A 16,773-nucleotide genomic window follows, 5' to 3' on the forward strand; every position below is an offset into this window, starting at 1 on the left:
ATGCTGTTGTCAGGTCGTGCGCCGCAGGTCCAGCCGAAGATCGGCCGCCACTGCAGGGTTCGCCATCGAGGACACGGCTTCGACGATGTAGACCGCGCCAGTGCGCTCGTCACGCACCCGGTCCTGGTCGGTGATGTCCGTGCCGGCCGTCACGCGGGCGACGGCGTAGCGGACGATGCGGGGAGTGGGGTCATCGCGGGTGGTGATCCGGCGGGACTGCTCGGTGAGGCTGGCGGTGATCCCGGTCAGGTGCGGTGTGTCGGTGTCCTGCTCGTCGCCGTAGGCGTCGGTGGTGGTGCCGCGCAGGACGGTCAGGCGGGTGGTGGCGACGGCTAGCACGGGCCACCGTCCAGGGGCTGCCAGCGCGGATCGTCGTCGTCCGCTGTCGCTGAGGTCAGGTTCATCGTGCGCGGGATATGCCCGCCGCCCGCCATCGGCCCGATACGCAGGGGCCGGATCCGCTTCCACGACAGGCGGTCAATGCAGCGCTTCGCCAGGGGCGCCAGGACCAAAGCGTTCGCGTGGGCGAGGGTGCCGGATACCTGGTCCTGGTTGTAGTTCGTGAGGTCGATGTTGGTGAACGCGTCGGGGTGCTGGGTGATCCATGCCGCCTGGTAGGCGACAGCGAGTTGGAGTAGGCGCAGGTTCTTCGGCGAGATGTTTCCCGCGTCGGAGGCGTCGGTGGTGGTGTCGGCGAACATCTCGATCACGGCCTGCGCCTGGCCGAGTTGGCCGTCCGTCACGGACATGCCGGTAGCGTCGATGACCTGCTGCGGAGTAGCCCATGCCATGTCAGATCACCGGCCTGACGATGACCTCGTACAGCCACACACCACCGCGGGCGGAGGCAAGCAGGGCGTCGCCGCAGATACGGAACCCAGCGTCGACGGCTGCCGCGATGGTGGCCTGCCGGTTGGCGAGGTGGGTTTCCTCGTCCGGGCCGTCAGGCTCGGCGGGGAACTCCAGGTAGAACACAGAGAGCTCAGGCGCAATAGGCGCCTCGGCCGTGGCTGCGCCGGGAGTCTCCCGGGCGGCGACAGGGCCGTCTTCTTCTACGGGCGCCGAGTCCTGCGGGGCGTCGTGATCGGTGAGGCGTTCGATCAGCTCTGCGCGCGAGCGCGCCGTGCCGAGGCTGCGGCGCTGGCACTCAGCCCGCAACTCCTGCACGCTCATCTGCTCGTAGTCCACCACGCCTCCATGTGGTTCACCGGTGCCGCCGGGGTGGCACCCACCAAGCCCCGACGGCAGATCCGGGGATCCGTCACACGAGCGTCGACAGATCGACGCCCTACACGATCAGCCCGATCGTCAGACCCGCTCCAGGCCAGCCCACGCGTTCTCATTGCCGACGCCGAACGCCTTGCGGACACGGAACTTCACCGCAGTGTCATCGGTGGAGTCCTGCGCGCGAGCCTGGTCCACCAGAGACTGAGGCTGGGTCCGGTCGCCACGCTTGAGGTACTGCCGGTTCCCGAAGAACAGCAGGTCGTTCCCGCCCGGGGAGCCACTGTTGGTCGGCGACGTCTTGCAGCCGCGGGACCAGGCGATCGGCACGTCGAACAGGGTGTCCGGGGTGCCGGCCGTGCCCTGGATGAAGATCGGGCGGCCCTGGCCGTCGGTGGCCAGGCGCAGCGCGTCACGCCAGCCCGGGGCGGCGATGACGAGAGAGTCCGCGAGGGACCAGAACTTGCCGGCCTCGACCTTCTTGAACGTCGAGCTCAGCTTCTCGTACAGGGAGTTCCCGCCGCCGGACGCCGGGAAGGACACGTTCGTGCTGGTCCACTGGGCATAGTTCGCGTCCGCCGTGTAGCCGGTGGCGGAGTTGGTGGTGCGCAGCGCCTTGTACAGCGACGTGAACGGGACCGTGGTGCCGTTCTCCGTGCCGGTCACGGCGAGGCACGCGTTGTCGAAGGTGTCCGCGTAGCTGACGGCCCAGTCCATGCCCTTGGTCTGGATCGTGTCGATGACGCTGTCGGCGTCCGACAGGTCGTCCTCGTCGACGACGAACTGCGCGAGGAACCTGCGAGCCTGCAAGGTGATGTAGTCGTTGGCGCTCGTGTCCGCGGTGTACGTGGTGCCGGCGGACACGGTGAGGCCGCCACTGCGCAGGATGCGCTTGGTGGCGGAGGACATGATGTGCGGTCGGGCGTAGCGCTCGACTGCGGAGTCCATCTGGACGCGGGTGATGACGTCGGAGTCCCATTCGATCGGGATCCAGTTGTCGATGATGTCGGTGCTGGCCACGACGGGCACTCCATGGGAACGAGGGGCTCACAGCCCGCACGGATGGTGGGTGCCCTCTTGGGCGAACTGTGAGCGTCCTGCTCGTTCCTGCTGGACCCCGTGGGGTCCGGGTGCGCCGCTGGCGCGTTAGCCGTGTAGCGCCCGCGCGGCGAGGGTCTCGGCCCAGTTCTTGGGCTCGGGCTTCGGCGCGGGCTTGTCAGCCGTGTCAACCTTAGCCGCAGGTGCGCCATTCTGGCCAGAACCGGTGCTCCCGTTGGACGGAACGGCAGGGTTGCGGGTGCGTTTGGCGGGGGTGAAGCCCTCTGGGAACAGCTTCTTGACGTTGTCGACGCGCTCGGCGAGGTCCTCGGGGTCGTCGGCGTCAGCGCCGTCGAGGTCCGACAAGGGCATGATCAGGTCCAGGCGGGTGCCGTTCCAGCCTGCTTCCGAGAGGGCGCCGAGGAAGTTCGTGGCGAGCTTCTTCGCTCCGCGCATCCCCTCGATCTTCGCCTCGGCGACCGCGCGGTCGACACGCTTCTGCGCGTCCGCCTGCGACATCCCCGGCTGCTGGCCGTCGGCGGCCGGGCCTGTGGGCTCCGGTTCCGGCGTGGGCTCGGCGTCGAGCCTGTTGCCGGTCTTGGGGTCGATGCCGTGCTGCTTGAGGTACTTGCGGCGGGCCGCGGCCTCCCCGGATGCGGTCCTCAGCTTCGCGAGGGTCGCCTCGTACTCCTCGCGGGACGGCGGGGCCCAGTCGTCGGCGGGCTCGCCGTCCGGCTCCGGCTCAACGGACACCGTCGGGTCGGCCGCTGCGGGCTCGTCGCCGCCGTCGGCGTAGAGCACGAACGGGCTGTCGTAGGGGTGGGCCCAGCCGGGCATGTTGGGTGCCATGCGGTTCTCCTTCACGTGCGGGCTGCCGCGGTCGCAGCGGCCTGGCGCCGGACACGCGCGGACAAGCCACGCTGCGCCAGCAGTGCTTGAGCCGCCCTCCGCCGGGCGGCATGGGACTCGGACGGACGGCCCCGGCCCACGGCAATCGACTGCCACGCCTGGTCACGGAGCAGCGCGGGGAGGGTCCCCGGTCCGGTGTCCCAGTCGGGCAGCCAGGGCACAGCCCGGCAGTGGCAACTGATGTGAGCCGGCGGTCCGTCAAGGGCCGCAGCGGAAGCGCGCCGCGCCCGGGGGTCCATGGACAGCCCGCCCGGGAAGCGTCCGTCGCGGTTGGAGATGCGGCCGGCGTAGGCGAGGCAGGTCACGCACGCGTCGGGTTCTGTGACCCAGAGCAGGTGGGCGCCGTAGTGTTCTGCGGTCTGTGCGGCGCCGCCGTTGATGGCTCGGTGGATTGCCCACGCGATCGTCTGCCGCACCATCGTGATCGCCCGGCGTACGGCTCCGAGCCCGGTCAGGACGCCGCGCCATCCGTTGCCGGACACCATCCGCGGCGATAGCAGCCGGGCCGCCAGTCGCAACTGTTCGCCCACCGTCGTAGCTAGCGATGCTGCGGCGCGCACGGCATCCTCCGGCACGCCCACGTCCGGCACCTCGTGCCGTCGACCTGTCGCACGGGTCAGGAAGCCAGCAGCGTGCCGGGCGCCGAGCCGGGCCGCACTGTCGAGCGCACCTTCCAGAGCTCGTTGGGATCGGGTGTCGAGGCCGCGACTCGCCTGGTCCACGTCCTTGCGCACGCCCGCGAGCAGGCTCGTCAGCTTCGCGCCGGAGCCTGCCGCAGTGAGCGTGCCGAACGCGGCCACCCACGCAGTCAGGGAAGCGGCAACCAGCGCGGCCAGCTTCGGGCCCGCCCCACCGTCCGCCTCTTCGGCCACGGCGTCTTCGAGGGCAGTAGCCTCGGCGGCCTGCTGGTCCTGGACCAGGGTGGCGAGCTGCTGTGGGGTGGCGGGCATCAGCGGTTGGCCTCACTCTCGCCAAGGTTGCTGGCCGCACCGAGGACCTGGTCGAGGAGCTGGGTGACCTGCGCCTGATCGATGGCGCCCAGCTGGACGCCGGTGCCGAGGGCTTGGACGGCGTTGCCGATGGACGCGAGGAGGTCGACGCGGCGCTGAAGTTCGGCGTCGTCATCGAGCGCGGACATCCACTGTTCGACGAGTTCGGGCGGGCATCCGTTCTCGATGAGGGCGCGTTCACGGGGCACGCCTGCTTCGATCTTGCCGTTGACCGTGGCCCAGCCTTCAGGGTCGTCGCGGTAGTCGGCGGGCTGCCAGCGCACCGTGACGTCGATGTCGTCGTAGCCGAGGAGGAGAAGAGCGAACTCGAACGCGTCCCCGTGCGTCGCGCCGAAGCTGCGCTGCCGTGCCTGCACCCGAGCGGTCTGCGAGGCACGCGCCTCCACCCGGGCCTTCCCGCTGATGGCGTCGCCGGTCGAGTCGAACTCGGCGAACGGTGTTCCCGTCACCTGCGCCATCGCCTTCACGTACCGATCGAACGGCGCGAGGTAGACCTGCGGGTTCGCAGCCTCAAACTGGCCCACGCCCTTGAGGCCCTGCAGCATCCACATCTCGCCCGGGTCGTTCCTGAGCTGCGACGGATTGAGAGAGGACTCGGGGTCGCCGCCGAGGTCCTCAGGGTTGTCCGGGTCGAAATCGGCTTGCATGCCGGACTGGTCGACCTGCGGATCGATGAGCCCGTACCGCTGCGGCAGCGACTGGAAGTCCACCGTCGCCGCATGCGACACCACCAGCTTGTTGATCAGCGACTGGGGGCCGTAGGCGGCGTAGTGCTCGGGCCGGCCGTAGGGGCGGCCTGTCCGGTAGTGGAAGAACGGGATCACGCCGTAGGGATTGGGGAGGATCGCGTCCTGTCCATCGCCCGTGTACGGGGCCCACTTGTCGTTCTTCTTGGTGTGCTTGCCTTCCCACACCCAGCGCTCGATCCGGGCGGGGTCGTCGTCGCCGTTGTCGGGGTACCAGAGGTCGGCGCGGATGTTCTGGTCCTTGCCGCTGCCGACGCACCAGGACTTGATGGCGAGTTTCTTGCGGAGGGGGTTCTCTTCGTCGTAGATGACCCGCACGGTGGCCGCGCTGTTGACGAGCATGTCGACGCCGAGGATGCCGCCGTCGGCGTCGAGTTGGGGCCACACCATGAGGTACGCGTCGCCTTGGGAGCAGGCGCGGGTGTGGAGGCCGGGGAGTTCTTCGTCGAGCTGGTTGCGTTTGATCAGCTCGCTGATCTCGGCATCGGCGTCGCCGTCGCCTGTGGTGATCGCGGTGATGTGGAGGCGGTCGGTGACGGCGGTGACGGGGATCCGGGCGAAGTTGATCTCGTCGAGTTCGTCGAGGTTCGACTTGGCCAGCATGCGGGCGACCTTGTCGGAGGCGAAGATCTCGTCGACGTCGCCGTCGAAGTAGGCCTCGGCTTTCGCGTAGCCGGGGCGGGCGGCGGCGAGTTCGGCGTAGGCGTTGACGAGATCTGCTGTGCCTGCCATCCCTACACCTCCACCGTGACCTTTGAATCGAAGGTTACAGCCTCGCTCCACTGGCAGGTGTGAAGGTGGCGGGCTATCTCGGGCTCACAGAACTCAGCGCAGCACGCTTCCTGGCTACAGGAATGAACCTTCGGACCGCCGACCCCACCGCGTCGACCATGTCGTCGTTCGGCCCCTTCGGGAACGTACACATCTGCTGCTCCAATTCCGGCAGCTTCCGCGCATGCAAGACCCGCCCCCGCTGGTAGTGGTTCAAGACCCCTTCCGCGCGCGCGAACTTCGACTCCGACTGAGTCACCGGCTTCACCCTCACCGGTAGGTCATGCAGCACCGACCGCCACGTGTCGTGCCCCTGATTCACCTCCAGCAGAATCAATCCGATCTGCGGAAACTCGTCCAGGATCGCCAGCACCCGACTCCGCAGCAGCGGGCCCGGCGTCAACTTCACCGCCCACGCCGCGTGCACCGTGCAGCGCTGCCGCTGCGCCGACCACGACACGACCGCCAGCCCAGTGAAGTCGCTGCTCTTCTTCGCGGTGACCGCCGGATCGATGCTCAGCATCATGTGCGTCACCGAGTCGGCGCCGCCCTCATCCGGGTAGCGGAAGTCGTCCGGAGTCCACAGCGCCCCGTCCGCGGCGAGGGGGTCGTTCGCCATGTTCTTGGCATACGAGCGGGTGTGCCGAATCTCCAGCAGGTAGCCGATCGGCCACTTCGCCGGCCACATCGACCGCTCCGTGCCGTCCGGACGCTGCACGATCGGCAGGCTGTGGTGCGGGCGGATGCCTTCCTCTCGCACCCAGTCCTCGGCGTGGACGCCCTTCGCGGCCCGGACGAGCTGGTGGATGATGCTGCCCGGCATAGTGACGGTCCCGCAGATCACGACGCGGGCGTACACGTTGAGCGGGAAGATCGCGTCGACGAGGGTGGTGCGCCGCTTCCGGGCCAGCTCCGCCGAGTACGACGATTCGTCCGGTTCGATGTCGTCGCACAGCAGCAGGTCGGGGCGCTTCTCCTCGACCTTCATGCCGAGGCTGGAGCTGTCGATGCCGCGGGCCGCAAACACGAAGCCGCTCTTGGCGACGTACATGTTCTGCGTGTCGGCGACGCTCGCCCCGGACGGCCGCTTGGCCGGGGCGCACAGGTCGGCGAAGTCTCGGCGTAGGAGCGTGTTGTTGTCGATCTCCCGCTTGAACGTGGCGAGGTGCGTCTCCGCCTGCGTGGCGGACGCGGCGAACGCTGCGGCGAACTGGACGTGCCCGTGCGCGGCAGCCCACATCGGCAGCAGCAGAAACCACCACGTGCTCTTTCCCGTGTTGCGGGGGGCGATGTAGGCGTCCCGTTCCGCGGCAGGCTCGGTGGGCGGGCGGACCCAGCGACGGCCGGCGCGGCACCAGTCGAGGTGCGCATCGCCGAACGTGATCCGCCCCTCGGCGTCCTTGAGGTGGTGGCGAAGATAGGTCACGGCAAAGAGCAGGGGCGACAGGCGCGTGAGTGTCCGCCGCCCCTCGGGGGCGGCCAGCAGCCGCTCATCAAAGGTGGCCAGCCATCCTTCGAAGTCGAAGGTCTCCGCATTTGCGTGAGGGTCATAGGGGTCCGTGATCCTCGCGCCGCTCAGCTCGGGGAGCTGGATTGCTTCACTCGTCATCGCGCCAGCCAGTACGGGTGACGATCCGCTGGATCGTCGACTTGCTCAGGCCGAAGGCCAGTTGAAGCAGTCCGCGCGGTTCTCCGCCGTCGGCCCGCCGCCGAATCTCCGCAACGATCTCCGGCGTCACCTTGGCCATCGGGTGGTCAACGCCTCGCTTCGGTGCGCCCGCACGCTTGATCGCGGGTTTGTAACCCGAACTCGTCTCCGTCCATGAACGCCCTTGGAGCGCGCGTCCAATCGCGCTCAGGCTGATGCCGTACCGCTGGCTCAGGTCGCTGAGCTTCCAGCCTTGATCTCTCAGTTGCCTCGCCTCGGCAAGGTCTTCCTCGGTGAGTCGGGCCGCTGGATGTGACTCACCGGTACTGGGTGTCCTTCGATCGCGCTCAACCATCTGGCGCATGTTCTCTTGATGCGTTCCCTCAGAGAGGTGGGCCGGGTTGCAGCAGGGCGGGTTGTCGCACGAGTGCAGGCAATGTGGCTCTGGCCAGCGGCCGTGGGTCAAGAAGAAGGCGACGCGATGCGCGGGCTGATTGCGGCCGTTCAAGTGGAACATGCCGTAGCCGAGCCTTGTCGTGTTGGCGGTGTACGGCCAGCATTCATCGCTTCCCGTCTTGGCGACCTTGGACCAGAAGCGTTCGACGGCGGGTTCGTTCCGCATGTTGTTCTTGGTGGTGGGATCGCCGTGGGCGCGCCAGCGCTGATAGTGCAAGTTGCAGTATCCGCGCCCGTAGTGGGGGCGCTCGCAGGCGGGCACGGAACAGGTCTTTTCCATATCCACATGATACCGGCGAACTTGCTGCATGCTGGAGTGAACCAGCAATCCCGGACGCCCACTTGCGGTGCGCAAGGCGTGGGCGGTCATTCAGTCGACTCGCTCTTGAACTGGCGCTCCTGGGCGGCGACGCGGGCCTTGGCTTCGCGGAGCATCTCCTGGAGTTCGAGATCCTGCTGTGACACCTCGTGGACGGTGGTGTCGACCTTGACCGCGGCTTCGATCCCGGTGAGCTTGGCGCGGCGTTCGCTGTTCCTGTTGCGGGCGTCTTCGATTTTCACGAGGCGGTCGATGGCTTGGAGGACGGGGGCGTCGTCTTCCATCGGCTTGTTGGTGTCGGGGTGGAGGATGACGCGCCCGTTGTTGACGGTGATGTGCCGGGCTTCGAGAACCTTGCGGGCCTTGGCTTCCAGCCCGTTGAGGCGGACGAGCTGGGCGTCGAGGCGCTGGAGCTCCATCTGGATGAGTTCTTCGCCGGGTTCACGGATGGTGGCGCGGATGATGGTGGAGATCGCTTCGCTGACGGCTTTGGCGTTGGAGAAGCCGGGCACCATCTCGGCGATCTCGGTGTTGCTGTAGCCCTCGCTGCGGAGGCGTGCGGCCTGCGCGTTGCGTTCCGCGGTCTCGATGCTGGCGAGGTAGCGGCCGTTGCCGCCACGGCGGTCCTGGTTGGGGTTCCCGGGTGGGTTCGGCATTGGTCTACCTCCTGCCAGCCTGTACCTTTGAATCGTAGGTTACGGCAGGCGTGAGGCTTTGATTCGTACCCTGGATGGGGTGGTGGCGATGGTGTCAGCACGCGGAGGGCGCTACGGCTACGTCGCAACCACCCGCCAGAGAACGTACAAGGCCCTGCGCCGGCAGGGCGCATCGAAGTCCAAGGCGGCCCGCATCGCGAATGCGGGAATCACGCGGGCCGGCCGTAGCCGGATGGCGCGCAAGGCGGCCCGCACGCGGCAGATGCGGGGCAGGAAACGTCACTGAGGACAGGTGGCGGGCGGCAAGGGGCCCCGGGGTGGCTGTGGCGGCACACTCCGGGGCCCGGGCGCGTTCAGGGGCAGGTCTCACCGAACTTCACCGCGCCGAACTCCACTGGCTGACCGGACAACTTCGCGCCGGCCTTCGGGGTCTGGGCGCAGACCTGCCAGTTCGACTCGACGAGCACGAACCGGTCGTCGCTGCTGGCGTCCGTGACCGTGATGGACGTGCCGGAGTCGAGCGCGGCGCGGGCGGCCTTCACGGACTTGCCCTTGAAGTCGGGCATCGTGCCACCAGCTTCGGCCGGCTCGGCCTGATCGGTCTTGGGGCAGGTCTCGTCGAGCTTCACCGCGCCGAAGTCGAACTCGGTGTCCGTGGCCACGGTCTTGCCAGCGGCGACGTTCTGCGAGCAGACCTTCCAGTTCCGGTCGAGGGCTTGGAGGCGGTCGCGGCCGAGGGAGTCGTGGGAGGTGAGGCTGTAGAACCCGGCTGTTTGGGCGGTGTCTTGGGCGGATTGGAGGCCCATGCCGATGAAGTTGGGGACGGCCTTCTTCTCGCTGTTGCTGGCTTTGGCGTCGCTGCTCGTGGTGGAGCTGTTGGCCGTTGGTGCGCTGCTGCTTGTCGCGGCTGTGCTGTTGCTGGTGTTGTCGTTGCTGCCGATCGCGTTTCCGATGGCGCCGAGTACGAGAACTCCGCCTGCGATGCCGCCGATGATTTTCCAGTTGGCCATGGTTCCCCCCAGTGTGGTGCGGGTTGTGATGGGGGTGGAGCGTAGGCGTGGTGTGGGGTGGTTGTGGGGGTTGTGACGGGGCTGTGACCGGATCGGGTGGTCCGGGGGATACAACAGAGGCCCCCTCCCGCGTGGCGTGGGAGGGGGCCCTCTGGCATGCGTGGGGTCAGGCGTGAGGCGGCTTCTCAACACCGTCGAACTCCGCCTCCAGTCGCTTACGCGCCTCGGCAAGCTCGTTCTGATGCCCGGCCAGCGCGGCCCGCGTCCGCTCCAGCGCGGCCGCATGCTTCGCCTCCAACATAGTCAGCCGCTCAACCTGCGCCGCGTGGTGCGCGATCCGCGCACTCAGGATCTCTGTACGAGGCCTGTGCGGGCCGGCTGGACCGCGTGGCTGTCGCGGCTTGTTCAACTGGGCGCGGGCGAACGTGAGGAACTCGTCCCGCACCACCCACTTGGTGCGCCTCTCTCGCGGCCCAACCAGCCGGACGACCTTCGGGAAGTTGCCGTGGCGGTTGGCCCAGTTGGAGACGGCGGATCGGGTGACGCCTACGAGGTCGGCGGCGGCCGCGAGGTGGATGAGCTCGCTCTCGCGACCCTTGTACTCGGGGCGCAGCCAGACGGTGGCCTGGTCCATTAGTCCTCCCAGCCGCGGGCGACGTCCAGGGCGCGGCGCAACGCCGACGCGAGCGGCAGCCGCTGCTCCTCCGGCACGACGATCGACGCGGCGACGATGCCGTGATCGTCAGCCTCCTCCATGGCGGTCAGGACGAACCCGCCGCCGATCGGGCCGAGGACGAGCCCGTGGTGGTCGCCCAGCCAGGACCCGATACGGCCCTTCGGCGTGCCGTCGGGGTAGTGCGACTCGTGCTCCCACGCCTCGGTGATCGGCTCGCTCAGCACGGCGATCAGAGCGGGCAGGTCGATCGTGGTGATCGCGGCCTGCGCGGCGTGCGTCTTGTCTCGGGTGACACGGAGGTACACCTCGGCGGCGCCGGGGTCTTCGCGGAGGCCGGCGGGGATGACGGTGAGCGTCGTCCCGTCAGGCGCGGTGTAGTCCCAGGGCTGGGGGGTGAGTTCGGCGATGACGGTGTTGAGGGCGTCGCGGAAGTCCACGGGGTCTCCTTTGGGCGGGGCCGGTCGGCGGTTCAGGCGGTGGGGCGGAGGTCGGCAACCAGCACGGTGGCGTTGTCCGCGCGCCGGTCGGGGACGGAGCGGGCGGTCGCGACGGCCGTGTCGACGAAGCTCTCGGCAGTCTCGCTGAGGTCGCCCATGAGAAATGCCGAGAGGTCATGTCCCGCGTCCTCGTGCGGCTCGTACCCACCATCAGAGGCGAGGAGCAGACGGCAGCGCTCCGGCCCCCAGGTGACGGACTCGATGGCCGGGTGACCGTACTGGTCCTTGTTCTCCTGGTCGGTCTCGATCGCGCCGAGGCAGGAGGTGATGATGTTCCGGTTCCCGCCGGGCATGCCGCCCCGGGGAGGGAAGACGCGGCGCAAATTGTGGTCGGCCGTCAGGCGGCGAACCGTACCGCGGACGAAGATGTACGCGCGGGCATCGCCGCACCAGGCGATCGTCAACGGATGGCCGGGCGCGGTGACGGCGACGGCCGCCGCGGCGGCCGGCATGTGGTGGCGCATCCAGGTGTCATGGCGCTCGGGCTCGGCGGCGTACCGGTCGTACACGGCGCGCAGTCCGGTCTCGGCGTCGCCGCGGCGCGCGGCTGCACGGGCCAGCTTGCGGGCTGCGTCGCGGGTCCAGTCCCGGACCTCGTCAGAGGAGCCGATGCCGTCGAGGAGGACATACGCGCGGGCGCCGGACGGGGCGGTGTACACGGCGGTCGCGTCGCACTGGTGGGAGCGGTCGCCGATGAGCTGGGCAGTGGCGTAGTTGCGCATGATCTTCCTTACGCGGCGAGGGCGAGGCGAGCGGCGACGGTCTTGTAGGCGGGCTTCCTTGGCCGGTACACCGTGGCGATCGCGGCGACCTCGCGCACGGTGTAGCGGGTGCACTGGCGGGCGCGGCCGTGGGTGTAGCTGACGCCGGCGGTGCCGGTGACGCCCGCCTTGGTTGCGTTCTTCCGCAGACTGCCGGCCACCGTGCGGGCTTCCTTCGGCGCGAGGCCGGCGGCGATGCAGTGGGTGGCGAGGGTGCCGGCGCCGGTGCGGCGGATCTTCGCGGCGGCGCGGTTGGTGCGGGTGCGCTGGGCGAGGATGCGGCGGGCGGTGCGGGTGCGGTCGGTCATCGGGTCCCCCTTGCTCGTTCCTTGTGGCTACACAGTATCCATAACTGTGTAGCCACACAAGCTATTCGCCGAAGAAACTCTGTGGGAACATGAAAGGCATGACCGAGGCCACCGAGCACACCTTCATCACCCGCTTCCGCATCCCGAAACGGATGTGGCAGGCATACGGAACAGCCGCCGCACGACAGGGCGTTGACCGCAGCGCCGACCTCGTCGACCACGTCCGCGCGTTCATCAAGGAACACGGCAACGAGCAGGAACTCGCCGCGCTCGCGGCCGCCGAGCAGGAGCTGACCGAGCGCCGTGCGCGCAAGGGCGGCCGGCCGAAGAAGGAGCAGACCGCATGACGTACCGCCCGTACCCCGACGCCGACCGTGCCCTGCACCAGCTCGACCGGCACACTGCTACGCCTCGGCCGCTGCACTTCGCGTCGCCCGCCACTGCGCAGCTATTCGCTGGTGTCGCTGCTGCCGTGCAGGAGTTCGGTTCGTCTCTTGCCGCTTCGCTCGACAGGATGCGTGCCGCCTCGGAGCGCCCGGCGAGCAGCGAGGAGACGAGCGGATGAACGAGATCACGGGCCGCAGCAGCCCGTTACACGTGCGTCAGAAGGACCTACGCATCGGGGATGTCCTTTACGGAGGGGACGACGAGCCCCTAGGGGCAGTCTGCGAAGGCATCCGTCGCGGCAGAGGCGTCTACATCTACGCCACCTGGCGCATCGTGGCGACTGGCGAGACATTCACCGACGGCCGCCACGAGAACGACGGAAACTTTCTGATGCGGCGCGGACCGGCGGCCGGACCCCGTGAGGATCTGTGGGACAAGCTCGGCATTGATCCGGACCGGGTCAGCCGCGAGGAGTTCGAGGCGCACATGGACGCCTACGACCGGGCCGTAGCCACGGGCCCGGTGCGCCCGGGCGAGGAGCCCACGTGAGCCACCCCCTCGTGCGTTTCCTCCTCGCCCGCTACGACGAGGAAGACCCAGCCCACACCAACTCGGCCATCAACGAACTGCGTGACGAAGCCACCGAGATGGAATGCCACCTCATCGCCAGCGACGACCCCGACGCATACGGAGAGCCCAAGCGAGACGTCGCATGGGCGGTGCTCCGGCTACAGGCCCTCAAGTACCGGGACCACCCGGGCTTCAACGACACCTGGCGCCTGGTGGCCAACTCCCGCCAGCCACCGCAGGAACCCACGCCATGAGCAGCCGACCGCAGCGCACCCTCTGGAACGTCCGCCTCACCGTGCGCGGACGCTGGTGGCGCACCGCCGCCTACTGGGGCGACGCTCCGGGCAGTCACACGGGGTTCTGGCGCACCGACTACTGCGGGCTGAAGGGGTGGAACTACCGCGTCGGCAGCCTCGCCCGCTGCCTGACCGTCTTCGTCCACACTCGGCCAGCCCGCTGACCCACCGCATGACGAAGGCCCCGCCCGAACAACAGGCGGGGCCTCTGCGTGCGCCGGGTCAGCCCTGCGCCGTAACGTCAGTGATCTCCACCGACACCTTCGTGGACGCCGAAGCCGTCTGAATCAACGTCGGCGTGTAGTTCAGACTCGTCCGCTCCGACAACTCCGCCGTCTCAATCACCGGCCCAGACTCGTCACCGTGGATCTCGTAGGTGATCTCATACACCGCGTCCGGGTCGACGCTCCCACTGTCGACCGCAAGCGTCAGGTCCGGCTCCACGGTCAGGTTGCAGCCCGCGGACCCGAAGCACTGCCGCGACTTGGTCTTCAAGTCGATCGAGAAACTGCCCGCGTCAAGGGTGGTGTACGTCGGCTCGGTGTCCGCGGCAGCATCGGTCACGTCTGCGTCCGGGGTGCTCGACGCGGAGGCGGCCGCGGACGGCTTGCTGTCGTCGTCTCTGGACTGCACGACCACGACGCCCGTGCCGACGATCGCGGCGATGACGGCAACAGCAGCACCGATGATGATCGCGTTGGTGCGGTTCTTCTTCAGCGGGGCCGACGGTGCGGACGGCGGGAAGGCAGGCGGCAGCGGCGTGATGCTCATGATGTCCCCCCAGGACTTGAGTGTGCGGGGGATCGTAACCGCCGACACCGACAACACGGGGCGGAAACGGCGAAACCCCGCCGCGACGGGGGAACGCGGCGGGGCATCTTCAGGGCCGTGCCGGTCACCACCCGGCGCGAGACTCCAGTGTGACAGGCGCGGTCAGTCGTCGTCCTCGTCGAGCGCAATCTCAACCTGCTTGATCTTCCCGCTCGTCGACAGCTCCGCACGGACTGGATTGTCCTGCGGGACGCCAGCCTTCTTCGCAGCCTCGACGAACGCAGCGAGCTCGTCGAGGGTCATGTCTTTGTCTTCACCGGTGAAGCGCAGCGCGGCGGGCATGGACTCATAATGCCCCGTTACCGCTATGTCCCCAAGAGGAACGGACTTGGTGGTGTCGAACGGACTCGGCAGGGTCGTGCACGACGGTCGCGGCCAAACCAATGGGCTCTGCACGCAACCTCTCCCCTGACCCCTCGCCCGTGCCGTTGTTGCTGTTGTTGTTGTCGCCTGACCTGCAACAACAACCGTCCCCATGGGAGTCGGCAGCAACGGGGGAGGGGGCGGGCGGGATGGCCTCCCGGCGTACGGCCGGCCCATTCCCCTCTCGCGTACGGCTGGGCTTCCAGGGGATGCCCTCGGCCTCCAGGAGAGCTTTCACGGCCTTCGTGTTGGGGAGGCCTAGGTCGTCGCAGAGGACGGTGAGGAGGACGCCCTTGTCGTCGCCGACGAGGCGGCGCAGGGCCTCGCCAACGTCCGGCGGCGCGGCCTCCTCCTCGGTCTCGTCGTCGTCGCCGCGGCGCTGCCTGATCCATCCGGCGGCCTTCTGCCAGCCGAGACAGCCGAGGACACCAACCACGACGTACGCGGTCTCGGGAAGGACGGCGACGATCCCCCACATGGCCAGCACGGCTACGGCGGCGAGGATGAGCTTCGCGGTCCGCTCGCTCATCACACGCGGCTCCCCCGCGTCTTCGGGCTGCTCCTCCCCCACGGCAGTCTCGTCGTCGCTCATCCGAACACCCCGGTGAAGCCGACGCCGGCGAGGTTCACGCCGCTGCCCAGCGGAATCGCCGCGACACCAGCCACGTTCCCGGACAGGGCGATCAGGACCCCGGCGACGCAGCCCAAAAGGATCTTCCCCTTGGACTGCTTCGGCCCCCACTTGAGCAGACCCAACAGGACAACCGTCAGCAGGAACACGACCACGTAGCCGCCATCGGTGAGGGCAAGCTGGTGCGCCCGGGTCACGTCGGGCGCGTTGCCTCCGACGCCCCAGACCAGCGCCGTATACCCGGCGACATTGCCTGCCCAGAGCGCCACCCAGGCCGTGACCCCGAGCGCGGACCAGGAGCCGAGCGCGGCAAGCGCGGCAAGCATCCCGTACAGCAGGGCGAGGACGAACGGGACGAGCGCGCCCCACCGCTTCTTCTCCTTCAGGTACCAGCGCATGACGAACGCGAGGACGATGCCGACCCCGAGGGCTACGCCTCCGAGGTTGATGGCCATGTACGGCATTTCAGTGGCTCCAGATCGTGGCGACGTACGCGGTGGGCAGGGCGAGGAGGAGGACGGTGCAGGTGGCCGGCCACAGGTAGAGGCCAGGTATCTGGCGGGGTGCGATGCGGCAGAGGCCGATCGCGGCGAGGAGCGCGGCCAGGGGCCAAAGGACGGCGGTCACGATGCCTGCCCCTCGATCCGGCGCCGTGTCCGGGCGACGGTGTCCGCGGACACGTCCTGTCCGTGGATCTCGCGGACGTAGGACAGGACAGCGGACCTGTCCGTGATCCCGGACGCGAGGGCTGTCCGGACGGTGTCCGTGACGGTCTGTCCGGGCGGGGCGATCGGCCGGACACGGCGGACAGGCGGACGCTTTGACCTGCTGTCCGTCCTGTCCGGACGGCTGTCCGTGTCCTCATCGAGGATTGTCCGGACAGTGTCCGTGTCCGTGTCGATCCCGGCGGCCGCGAGATGGGCGACGATGTCCTCGGCGTCCGCGTCCGGGAAGGTGTCCGCGGCAGCCCGGACAGCGGACCGGACAGTCGCCGCGCGCCGGTTGTCCGGGCTCGTGTCGGTGTCCGGGGCGGACAGCCGCTGTCCGGTCTGGACCGGGTCAAGGAGATCGAGGCGGACACCGACCGCGCTGCGCAGGGTGTCCCACGACCGGCGCGGGTACATGATCCAGCCGAGGGTGGGGATGTGCGGGAGCCGCTCGGCGATGAGGCCGCGGGCGGCGCGCTGCTCGTCACGGATGTCGCGGCGGTGCAGCTCGAAGAGGAGCTCGACGCCGGCGGACAGGGAGGCGAATCCCGCGGCGGCCGGCATGCCGCCGAGGTCGTGGCCGTGGTTCCAGTTGAGGATGCCGGCGACGGAGACAAAGGCGAGGATCGCGAACCGGGGCAGTCCGGCGGGGGTGCCGCGTTCGACGGCGCGGCGGGCGTAGGTGGCGCAGATGAGGCCTGCGGCGTCGAACATGACGGAGAGTGCGATGGCCAGGCCGCGCGGCATGCCCCAGCGCATGAGCTGTCCGGAGAGGGACCAGGCGGCGGCGACGAGGAGCATGCCGAGGACGAGGGCCCATGCGAGTCGGGTGGGGTTGGAGAGTTTGCGGCCGTTGGCGGCTGGGGTCTTCACGGTGCTCCTCCGGAGCGGAGGCCGCCTCCCCGCGGGGGGAGGTTCGCGGGGAGGCGGCGGTCTGGGTGGGGTTATCGGCGTCGGGC

The 16,773-nt window shown here is 68.8% G+C and carries 27 protein-coding genes; 6 read left to right on the plus strand and 21 right to left on the minus strand.

Annotated elements, in window-relative coordinates; all coding sequences use genetic code 11:
• Nucleotides 1-9: 9 nt before the first annotated feature.
• The 10 genes from ABT114_RS12695 to ABT114_RS12740 form a co-directional block, all read right to left on the minus strand.
• Nucleotides 10-339: a hypothetical protein gene (locus ABT114_RS12695; RefSeq protein WP_351141609.1), complete on the minus strand. Its 330-nt coding sequence runs from the start codon at nucleotides 337-339 to the stop codon at nucleotides 10-12.
• The gene (locus ABT114_RS12700; RefSeq protein ID WP_351141611.1) at nucleotides 333-749 is read right to left on the minus strand and encodes a hypothetical protein; all 417 of its coding nucleotides are present in this window, start codon (nucleotides 747-749) and stop codon (nucleotides 333-335) included. The genes ABT114_RS12695 and ABT114_RS12700 overlap by 7 nt, the downstream gene beginning before the upstream one ends.
• Before the next feature lie 43 nt (nucleotides 750-792).
• The gene (locus ABT114_RS12705; protein WP_351141612.1) at nucleotides 793-1,188 is read right to left on the minus strand and encodes an SAP domain-containing protein; all 396 of its coding nucleotides are present in this window, start codon (nucleotides 1,186-1,188) and stop codon (nucleotides 793-795) included.
• A 120-nt stretch (nucleotides 1,189-1,308) separates the two neighbouring features.
• Nucleotides 1,309-2,244, minus strand: coding sequence for a phage major capsid family protein (locus tag ABT114_RS12710; protein WP_351141614.1), 936 nt, complete (start codon nucleotides 2,242-2,244; stop codon nucleotides 1,309-1,311).
• Between the two features lie 126 nt (nucleotides 2,245-2,370).
• The gene (locus ABT114_RS12715; protein WP_351141616.1) at nucleotides 2,371-3,111 is read right to left on the minus strand and encodes a hypothetical protein; all 741 of its coding nucleotides are present in this window, start codon (nucleotides 3,109-3,111) and stop codon (nucleotides 2,371-2,373) included.
• A gap of 11 nt (nucleotides 3,112-3,122) precedes the next feature.
• On the minus strand, nucleotides 3,123-4,121 hold the full coding sequence (locus tag ABT114_RS12720; protein WP_351141618.1) for a hypothetical protein: 999 nt from the start codon (nucleotides 4,119-4,121) through the stop codon (nucleotides 3,123-3,125).
• On the minus strand, nucleotides 4,121-5,659 hold the full coding sequence (locus tag ABT114_RS12725) for a hypothetical protein (protein ID WP_351141620.1): 1,539 nt from the start codon (nucleotides 5,657-5,659) through the stop codon (nucleotides 4,121-4,123). The genes ABT114_RS12720 and ABT114_RS12725 overlap by 1 nt, the downstream gene beginning before the upstream one ends.
• Before the next feature lie 73 nt (nucleotides 5,660-5,732).
• Nucleotides 5,733-7,307, minus strand: a complete 1,575-nt coding sequence (locus ABT114_RS12730; RefSeq protein ID WP_351141622.1) for a hypothetical protein — start codon at nucleotides 7,305-7,307, stop codon at nucleotides 5,733-5,735.
• Nucleotides 7,297-8,172, minus strand: coding sequence for an HNH endonuclease (locus ABT114_RS12735; protein ID WP_351141624.1), 876 nt, complete (start codon nucleotides 8,170-8,172; stop codon nucleotides 7,297-7,299). Before ABT114_RS12735 ends, ABT114_RS12730 begins: the two co-directional genes overlap by 11 nt.
• Nucleotides 8,169-8,777 (minus strand): hypothetical protein, encoded by a 609-nt coding sequence (locus ABT114_RS12740; RefSeq protein ID WP_351141626.1) that lies wholly within the window; start codon nucleotides 8,775-8,777, stop codon nucleotides 8,169-8,171. The genes ABT114_RS12735 and ABT114_RS12740 overlap by 4 nt, the downstream gene beginning before the upstream one ends.
• Nucleotides 8,778-8,865: 88 nt before the next feature.
• Here ABT114_RS12740 and ABT114_RS50575 point away from each other — a divergent pair, with 88 nt between their 5' ends.
• On the plus strand, nucleotides 8,866-9,063 hold the full coding sequence (locus ABT114_RS50575; protein ID WP_502988322.1) for a DUF7218 family protein: 198 nt from the start codon (nucleotides 8,866-8,868) through the stop codon (nucleotides 9,061-9,063).
• Nucleotides 9,064-9,130: 67 nt separating this feature from the next.
• Here the strand turns inward: ABT114_RS50575 and ABT114_RS12745 are convergent, their stop codons facing one another.
• The 5 genes from ABT114_RS12745 to ABT114_RS12765 form a co-directional block, all read right to left on the minus strand.
• Nucleotides 9,131-9,787 carry a PASTA domain-containing protein gene (locus tag ABT114_RS12745; protein WP_351141628.1) on the minus strand — a complete coding sequence of 219 codons (657 nt, stop codon included), beginning with the start codon at nucleotides 9,785-9,787 and terminating at the stop codon, nucleotides 9,131-9,133.
• A gap of 166 nt (nucleotides 9,788-9,953) precedes the next feature.
• Nucleotides 9,954-10,421, minus strand: a complete 468-nt coding sequence (locus tag ABT114_RS12750) for a hypothetical protein (protein ID WP_351141630.1) — start codon at nucleotides 10,419-10,421, stop codon at nucleotides 9,954-9,956.
• Entirely contained in the window at nucleotides 10,421-10,900 is a 480-nt protein-coding gene (locus tag ABT114_RS12755; protein ID WP_351141632.1) for a hypothetical protein, read from the minus strand. Before ABT114_RS12755 ends, ABT114_RS12750 begins: the two co-directional genes overlap by 1 nt.
• 32 nt (nucleotides 10,901-10,932) lie before the next feature.
• On the minus strand, nucleotides 10,933-11,682 hold the full coding sequence (locus ABT114_RS12760; RefSeq protein WP_351141633.1) for a PP2C family protein-serine/threonine phosphatase: 750 nt from the start codon (nucleotides 11,680-11,682) through the stop codon (nucleotides 10,933-10,935).
• A gap of 8 nt (nucleotides 11,683-11,690) precedes the next feature.
• Nucleotides 11,691-12,029, minus strand: a complete 339-nt coding sequence (locus tag ABT114_RS12765) for a hypothetical protein (protein ID WP_351141635.1) — start codon at nucleotides 12,027-12,029, stop codon at nucleotides 11,691-11,693.
• Between the two features lie 98 nt (nucleotides 12,030-12,127).
• Between ABT114_RS12765 and ABT114_RS12770 the strand changes: the two genes are divergently transcribed.
• From ABT114_RS12770 to ABT114_RS12790, 5 genes are read left to right on the plus strand one after another with little or no spacing between them, the layout of a single operon-like run.
• On the plus strand, nucleotides 12,128-12,376 hold the full coding sequence (locus ABT114_RS12770; RefSeq protein ID WP_351141637.1) for a hypothetical protein: 249 nt from the start codon (nucleotides 12,128-12,130) through the stop codon (nucleotides 12,374-12,376).
• The gene (locus tag ABT114_RS12775) at nucleotides 12,373-12,594 is read left to right on the plus strand and encodes a hypothetical protein (protein ID WP_351141639.1); all 222 of its coding nucleotides are present in this window, start codon (nucleotides 12,373-12,375) and stop codon (nucleotides 12,592-12,594) included. The genes ABT114_RS12770 and ABT114_RS12775 overlap by 4 nt, the downstream gene beginning before the upstream one ends.
• On the plus strand, nucleotides 12,591-12,965 hold the full coding sequence (locus tag ABT114_RS12780; protein WP_351141641.1) for a hypothetical protein: 375 nt from the start codon (nucleotides 12,591-12,593) through the stop codon (nucleotides 12,963-12,965). The genes ABT114_RS12775 and ABT114_RS12780 overlap by 4 nt, the downstream gene beginning before the upstream one ends.
• On the plus strand, nucleotides 12,962-13,240 hold the full coding sequence (locus tag ABT114_RS12785) for a hypothetical protein (RefSeq protein WP_351141643.1): 279 nt from the start codon (nucleotides 12,962-12,964) through the stop codon (nucleotides 13,238-13,240). The genes ABT114_RS12780 and ABT114_RS12785 overlap by 4 nt, the downstream gene beginning before the upstream one ends.
• A complete protein-coding gene (locus tag ABT114_RS12790; protein ID WP_351141645.1) occupies nucleotides 13,237-13,446 on the plus strand; it encodes a hypothetical protein in 210 nt (69 codons plus the stop codon). The genes ABT114_RS12785 and ABT114_RS12790 overlap by 4 nt, the downstream gene beginning before the upstream one ends.
• 58 nt (nucleotides 13,447-13,504) lie before the next feature.
• On the opposite strand, the gene ABT114_RS12795 is transcribed toward ABT114_RS12790, so the two are convergent.
• The 6 genes from ABT114_RS12795 to ABT114_RS12820 form a co-directional block, all read right to left on the minus strand.
• The gene (locus ABT114_RS12795; RefSeq protein ID WP_351142206.1) at nucleotides 13,505-14,101 is read right to left on the minus strand and encodes a hypothetical protein; all 597 of its coding nucleotides are present in this window, start codon (nucleotides 14,099-14,101) and stop codon (nucleotides 13,505-13,507) included.
• 114 nt (nucleotides 14,102-14,215) lie between these two features.
• Nucleotides 14,216-14,395 carry a hypothetical protein gene (locus tag ABT114_RS12800; RefSeq protein WP_351141647.1) on the minus strand — a complete coding sequence of 60 codons (180 nt, stop codon included), beginning with the start codon at nucleotides 14,393-14,395 and terminating at the stop codon, nucleotides 14,216-14,218.
• Nucleotides 14,396-14,399: 4 nt separating this feature from the next.
• Complete coding sequence (locus tag ABT114_RS12805; RefSeq protein ID WP_351141649.1) at nucleotides 14,400-15,068, minus strand: hypothetical protein; 669 nt, start codon at nucleotides 15,066-15,068, stop codon at nucleotides 14,400-14,402.
• Entirely contained in the window at nucleotides 15,065-15,571 is a 507-nt protein-coding gene (locus ABT114_RS12810) for a hypothetical protein (RefSeq protein ID WP_351141651.1), read from the minus strand. The genes ABT114_RS12805 and ABT114_RS12810 overlap by 4 nt, the downstream gene beginning before the upstream one ends.
• A 1-nt stretch (nucleotide 15,572) precedes the next feature.
• The gene (locus ABT114_RS12815; RefSeq protein ID WP_351141653.1) at nucleotides 15,573-15,734 is read right to left on the minus strand and encodes a hypothetical protein; all 162 of its coding nucleotides are present in this window, start codon (nucleotides 15,732-15,734) and stop codon (nucleotides 15,573-15,575) included.
• Complete coding sequence (locus ABT114_RS12820; RefSeq protein ID WP_351141655.1) at nucleotides 15,731-16,687, minus strand: hypothetical protein; 957 nt, start codon at nucleotides 16,685-16,687, stop codon at nucleotides 15,731-15,733. The genes ABT114_RS12815 and ABT114_RS12820 overlap by 4 nt, the downstream gene beginning before the upstream one ends.
• Nucleotides 16,688-16,773: the final 86 nt, after the last annotated feature.

Source organism: Streptomyces sp. NPDC002088 (genome assembly GCF_040296605.1).
In the GTDB taxonomy this organism is placed as follows: domain Bacteria; phylum Actinomycetota; class Actinomycetes; order Streptomycetales; family Streptomycetaceae; genus Streptomyces.

Excerpts from the sequence above, each read along its gene's own strand:
- ABT114_RS12700 (WP_351141611.1), bottom strand. The coding sequence starts at position 749 with ATGTCCGTGACGGACGGCCAACTCGGCCAGGCGCAGGCCGTGATCGAG.
- ABT114_RS12715 (WP_351141616.1), bottom strand. The coding sequence starts at position 3,111 with ATGGCACCCAACATGCCCGGCTGGGCCCACCCCTACGACAGCCCGTTC.
- ABT114_RS12720 (WP_351141618.1), bottom strand. The coding sequence starts at position 4,121 with ATGCCCGCCACCCCACAGCAGCTCGCCACCCTGGTCCAGGACCAGCAG.
- ABT114_RS12725 (WP_351141620.1), bottom strand. The coding sequence starts at position 5,659 with ATGGCAGGCACAGCAGATCTCGTCAACGCCTACGCCGAACTCGCCGCC.
- ABT114_RS12730 (WP_351141622.1), bottom strand. The coding sequence starts at position 7,307 with ATGACGAGTGAAGCAATCCAGCTCCCCGAGCTGAGCGGCGCGAGGATC.
- ABT114_RS12735 (WP_351141624.1), bottom strand. The coding sequence starts at position 8,172 with ATGACCGCCCACGCCTTGCGCACCGCAAGTGGGCGTCCGGGATTGCTG.
- ABT114_RS12740 (WP_351141626.1), bottom strand. The coding sequence starts at position 8,777 with ATGCCGAACCCACCCGGGAACCCCAACCAGGACCGCCGTGGCGGCAAC.
- ABT114_RS50575 (WP_502988322.1), top strand. The coding sequence starts at position 8,866 with ATGGTGTCAGCACGCGGAGGGCGCTACGGCTACGTCGCAACCACCCGC.
- ABT114_RS12745 (WP_351141628.1), bottom strand. The coding sequence starts at position 9,787 with ATGGCCAACTGGAAAATCATCGGCGGCATCGCAGGCGGAGTTCTCGTA.
- ABT114_RS12750 (WP_351141630.1), bottom strand. The coding sequence starts at position 10,421 with ATGGACCAGGCCACCGTCTGGCTGCGCCCCGAGTACAAGGGTCGCGAG.
- ABT114_RS12760 (WP_351141633.1), bottom strand. The coding sequence starts at position 11,682 with ATGCGCAACTACGCCACTGCCCAGCTCATCGGCGACCGCTCCCACCAG.
- ABT114_RS12765 (WP_351141635.1), bottom strand. The coding sequence starts at position 12,029 with ATGACCGACCGCACCCGCACCGCCCGCCGCATCCTCGCCCAGCGCACC.
- ABT114_RS12770 (WP_351141637.1), top strand. The coding sequence starts at position 12,128 with ATGACCGAGGCCACCGAGCACACCTTCATCACCCGCTTCCGCATCCCG.
- ABT114_RS12775 (WP_351141639.1), top strand. The coding sequence starts at position 12,373 with ATGACGTACCGCCCGTACCCCGACGCCGACCGTGCCCTGCACCAGCTC.
- ABT114_RS12780 (WP_351141641.1), top strand. The coding sequence starts at position 12,591 with ATGAACGAGATCACGGGCCGCAGCAGCCCGTTACACGTGCGTCAGAAG.
- ABT114_RS12790 (WP_351141645.1), top strand. The coding sequence starts at position 13,237 with ATGAGCAGCCGACCGCAGCGCACCCTCTGGAACGTCCGCCTCACCGTG.
- ABT114_RS12800 (WP_351141647.1), bottom strand. The coding sequence starts at position 14,395 with ATGCCCGCCGCGCTGCGCTTCACCGGTGAAGACAAAGACATGACCCTC.
- ABT114_RS12805 (WP_351141649.1), bottom strand. The coding sequence starts at position 15,068 with ATGAGCGACGACGAGACTGCCGTGGGGGAGGAGCAGCCCGAAGACGCG.
- ABT114_RS12810 (WP_351141651.1), bottom strand. The coding sequence starts at position 15,571 with ATGCCGTACATGGCCATCAACCTCGGAGGCGTAGCCCTCGGGGTCGGC.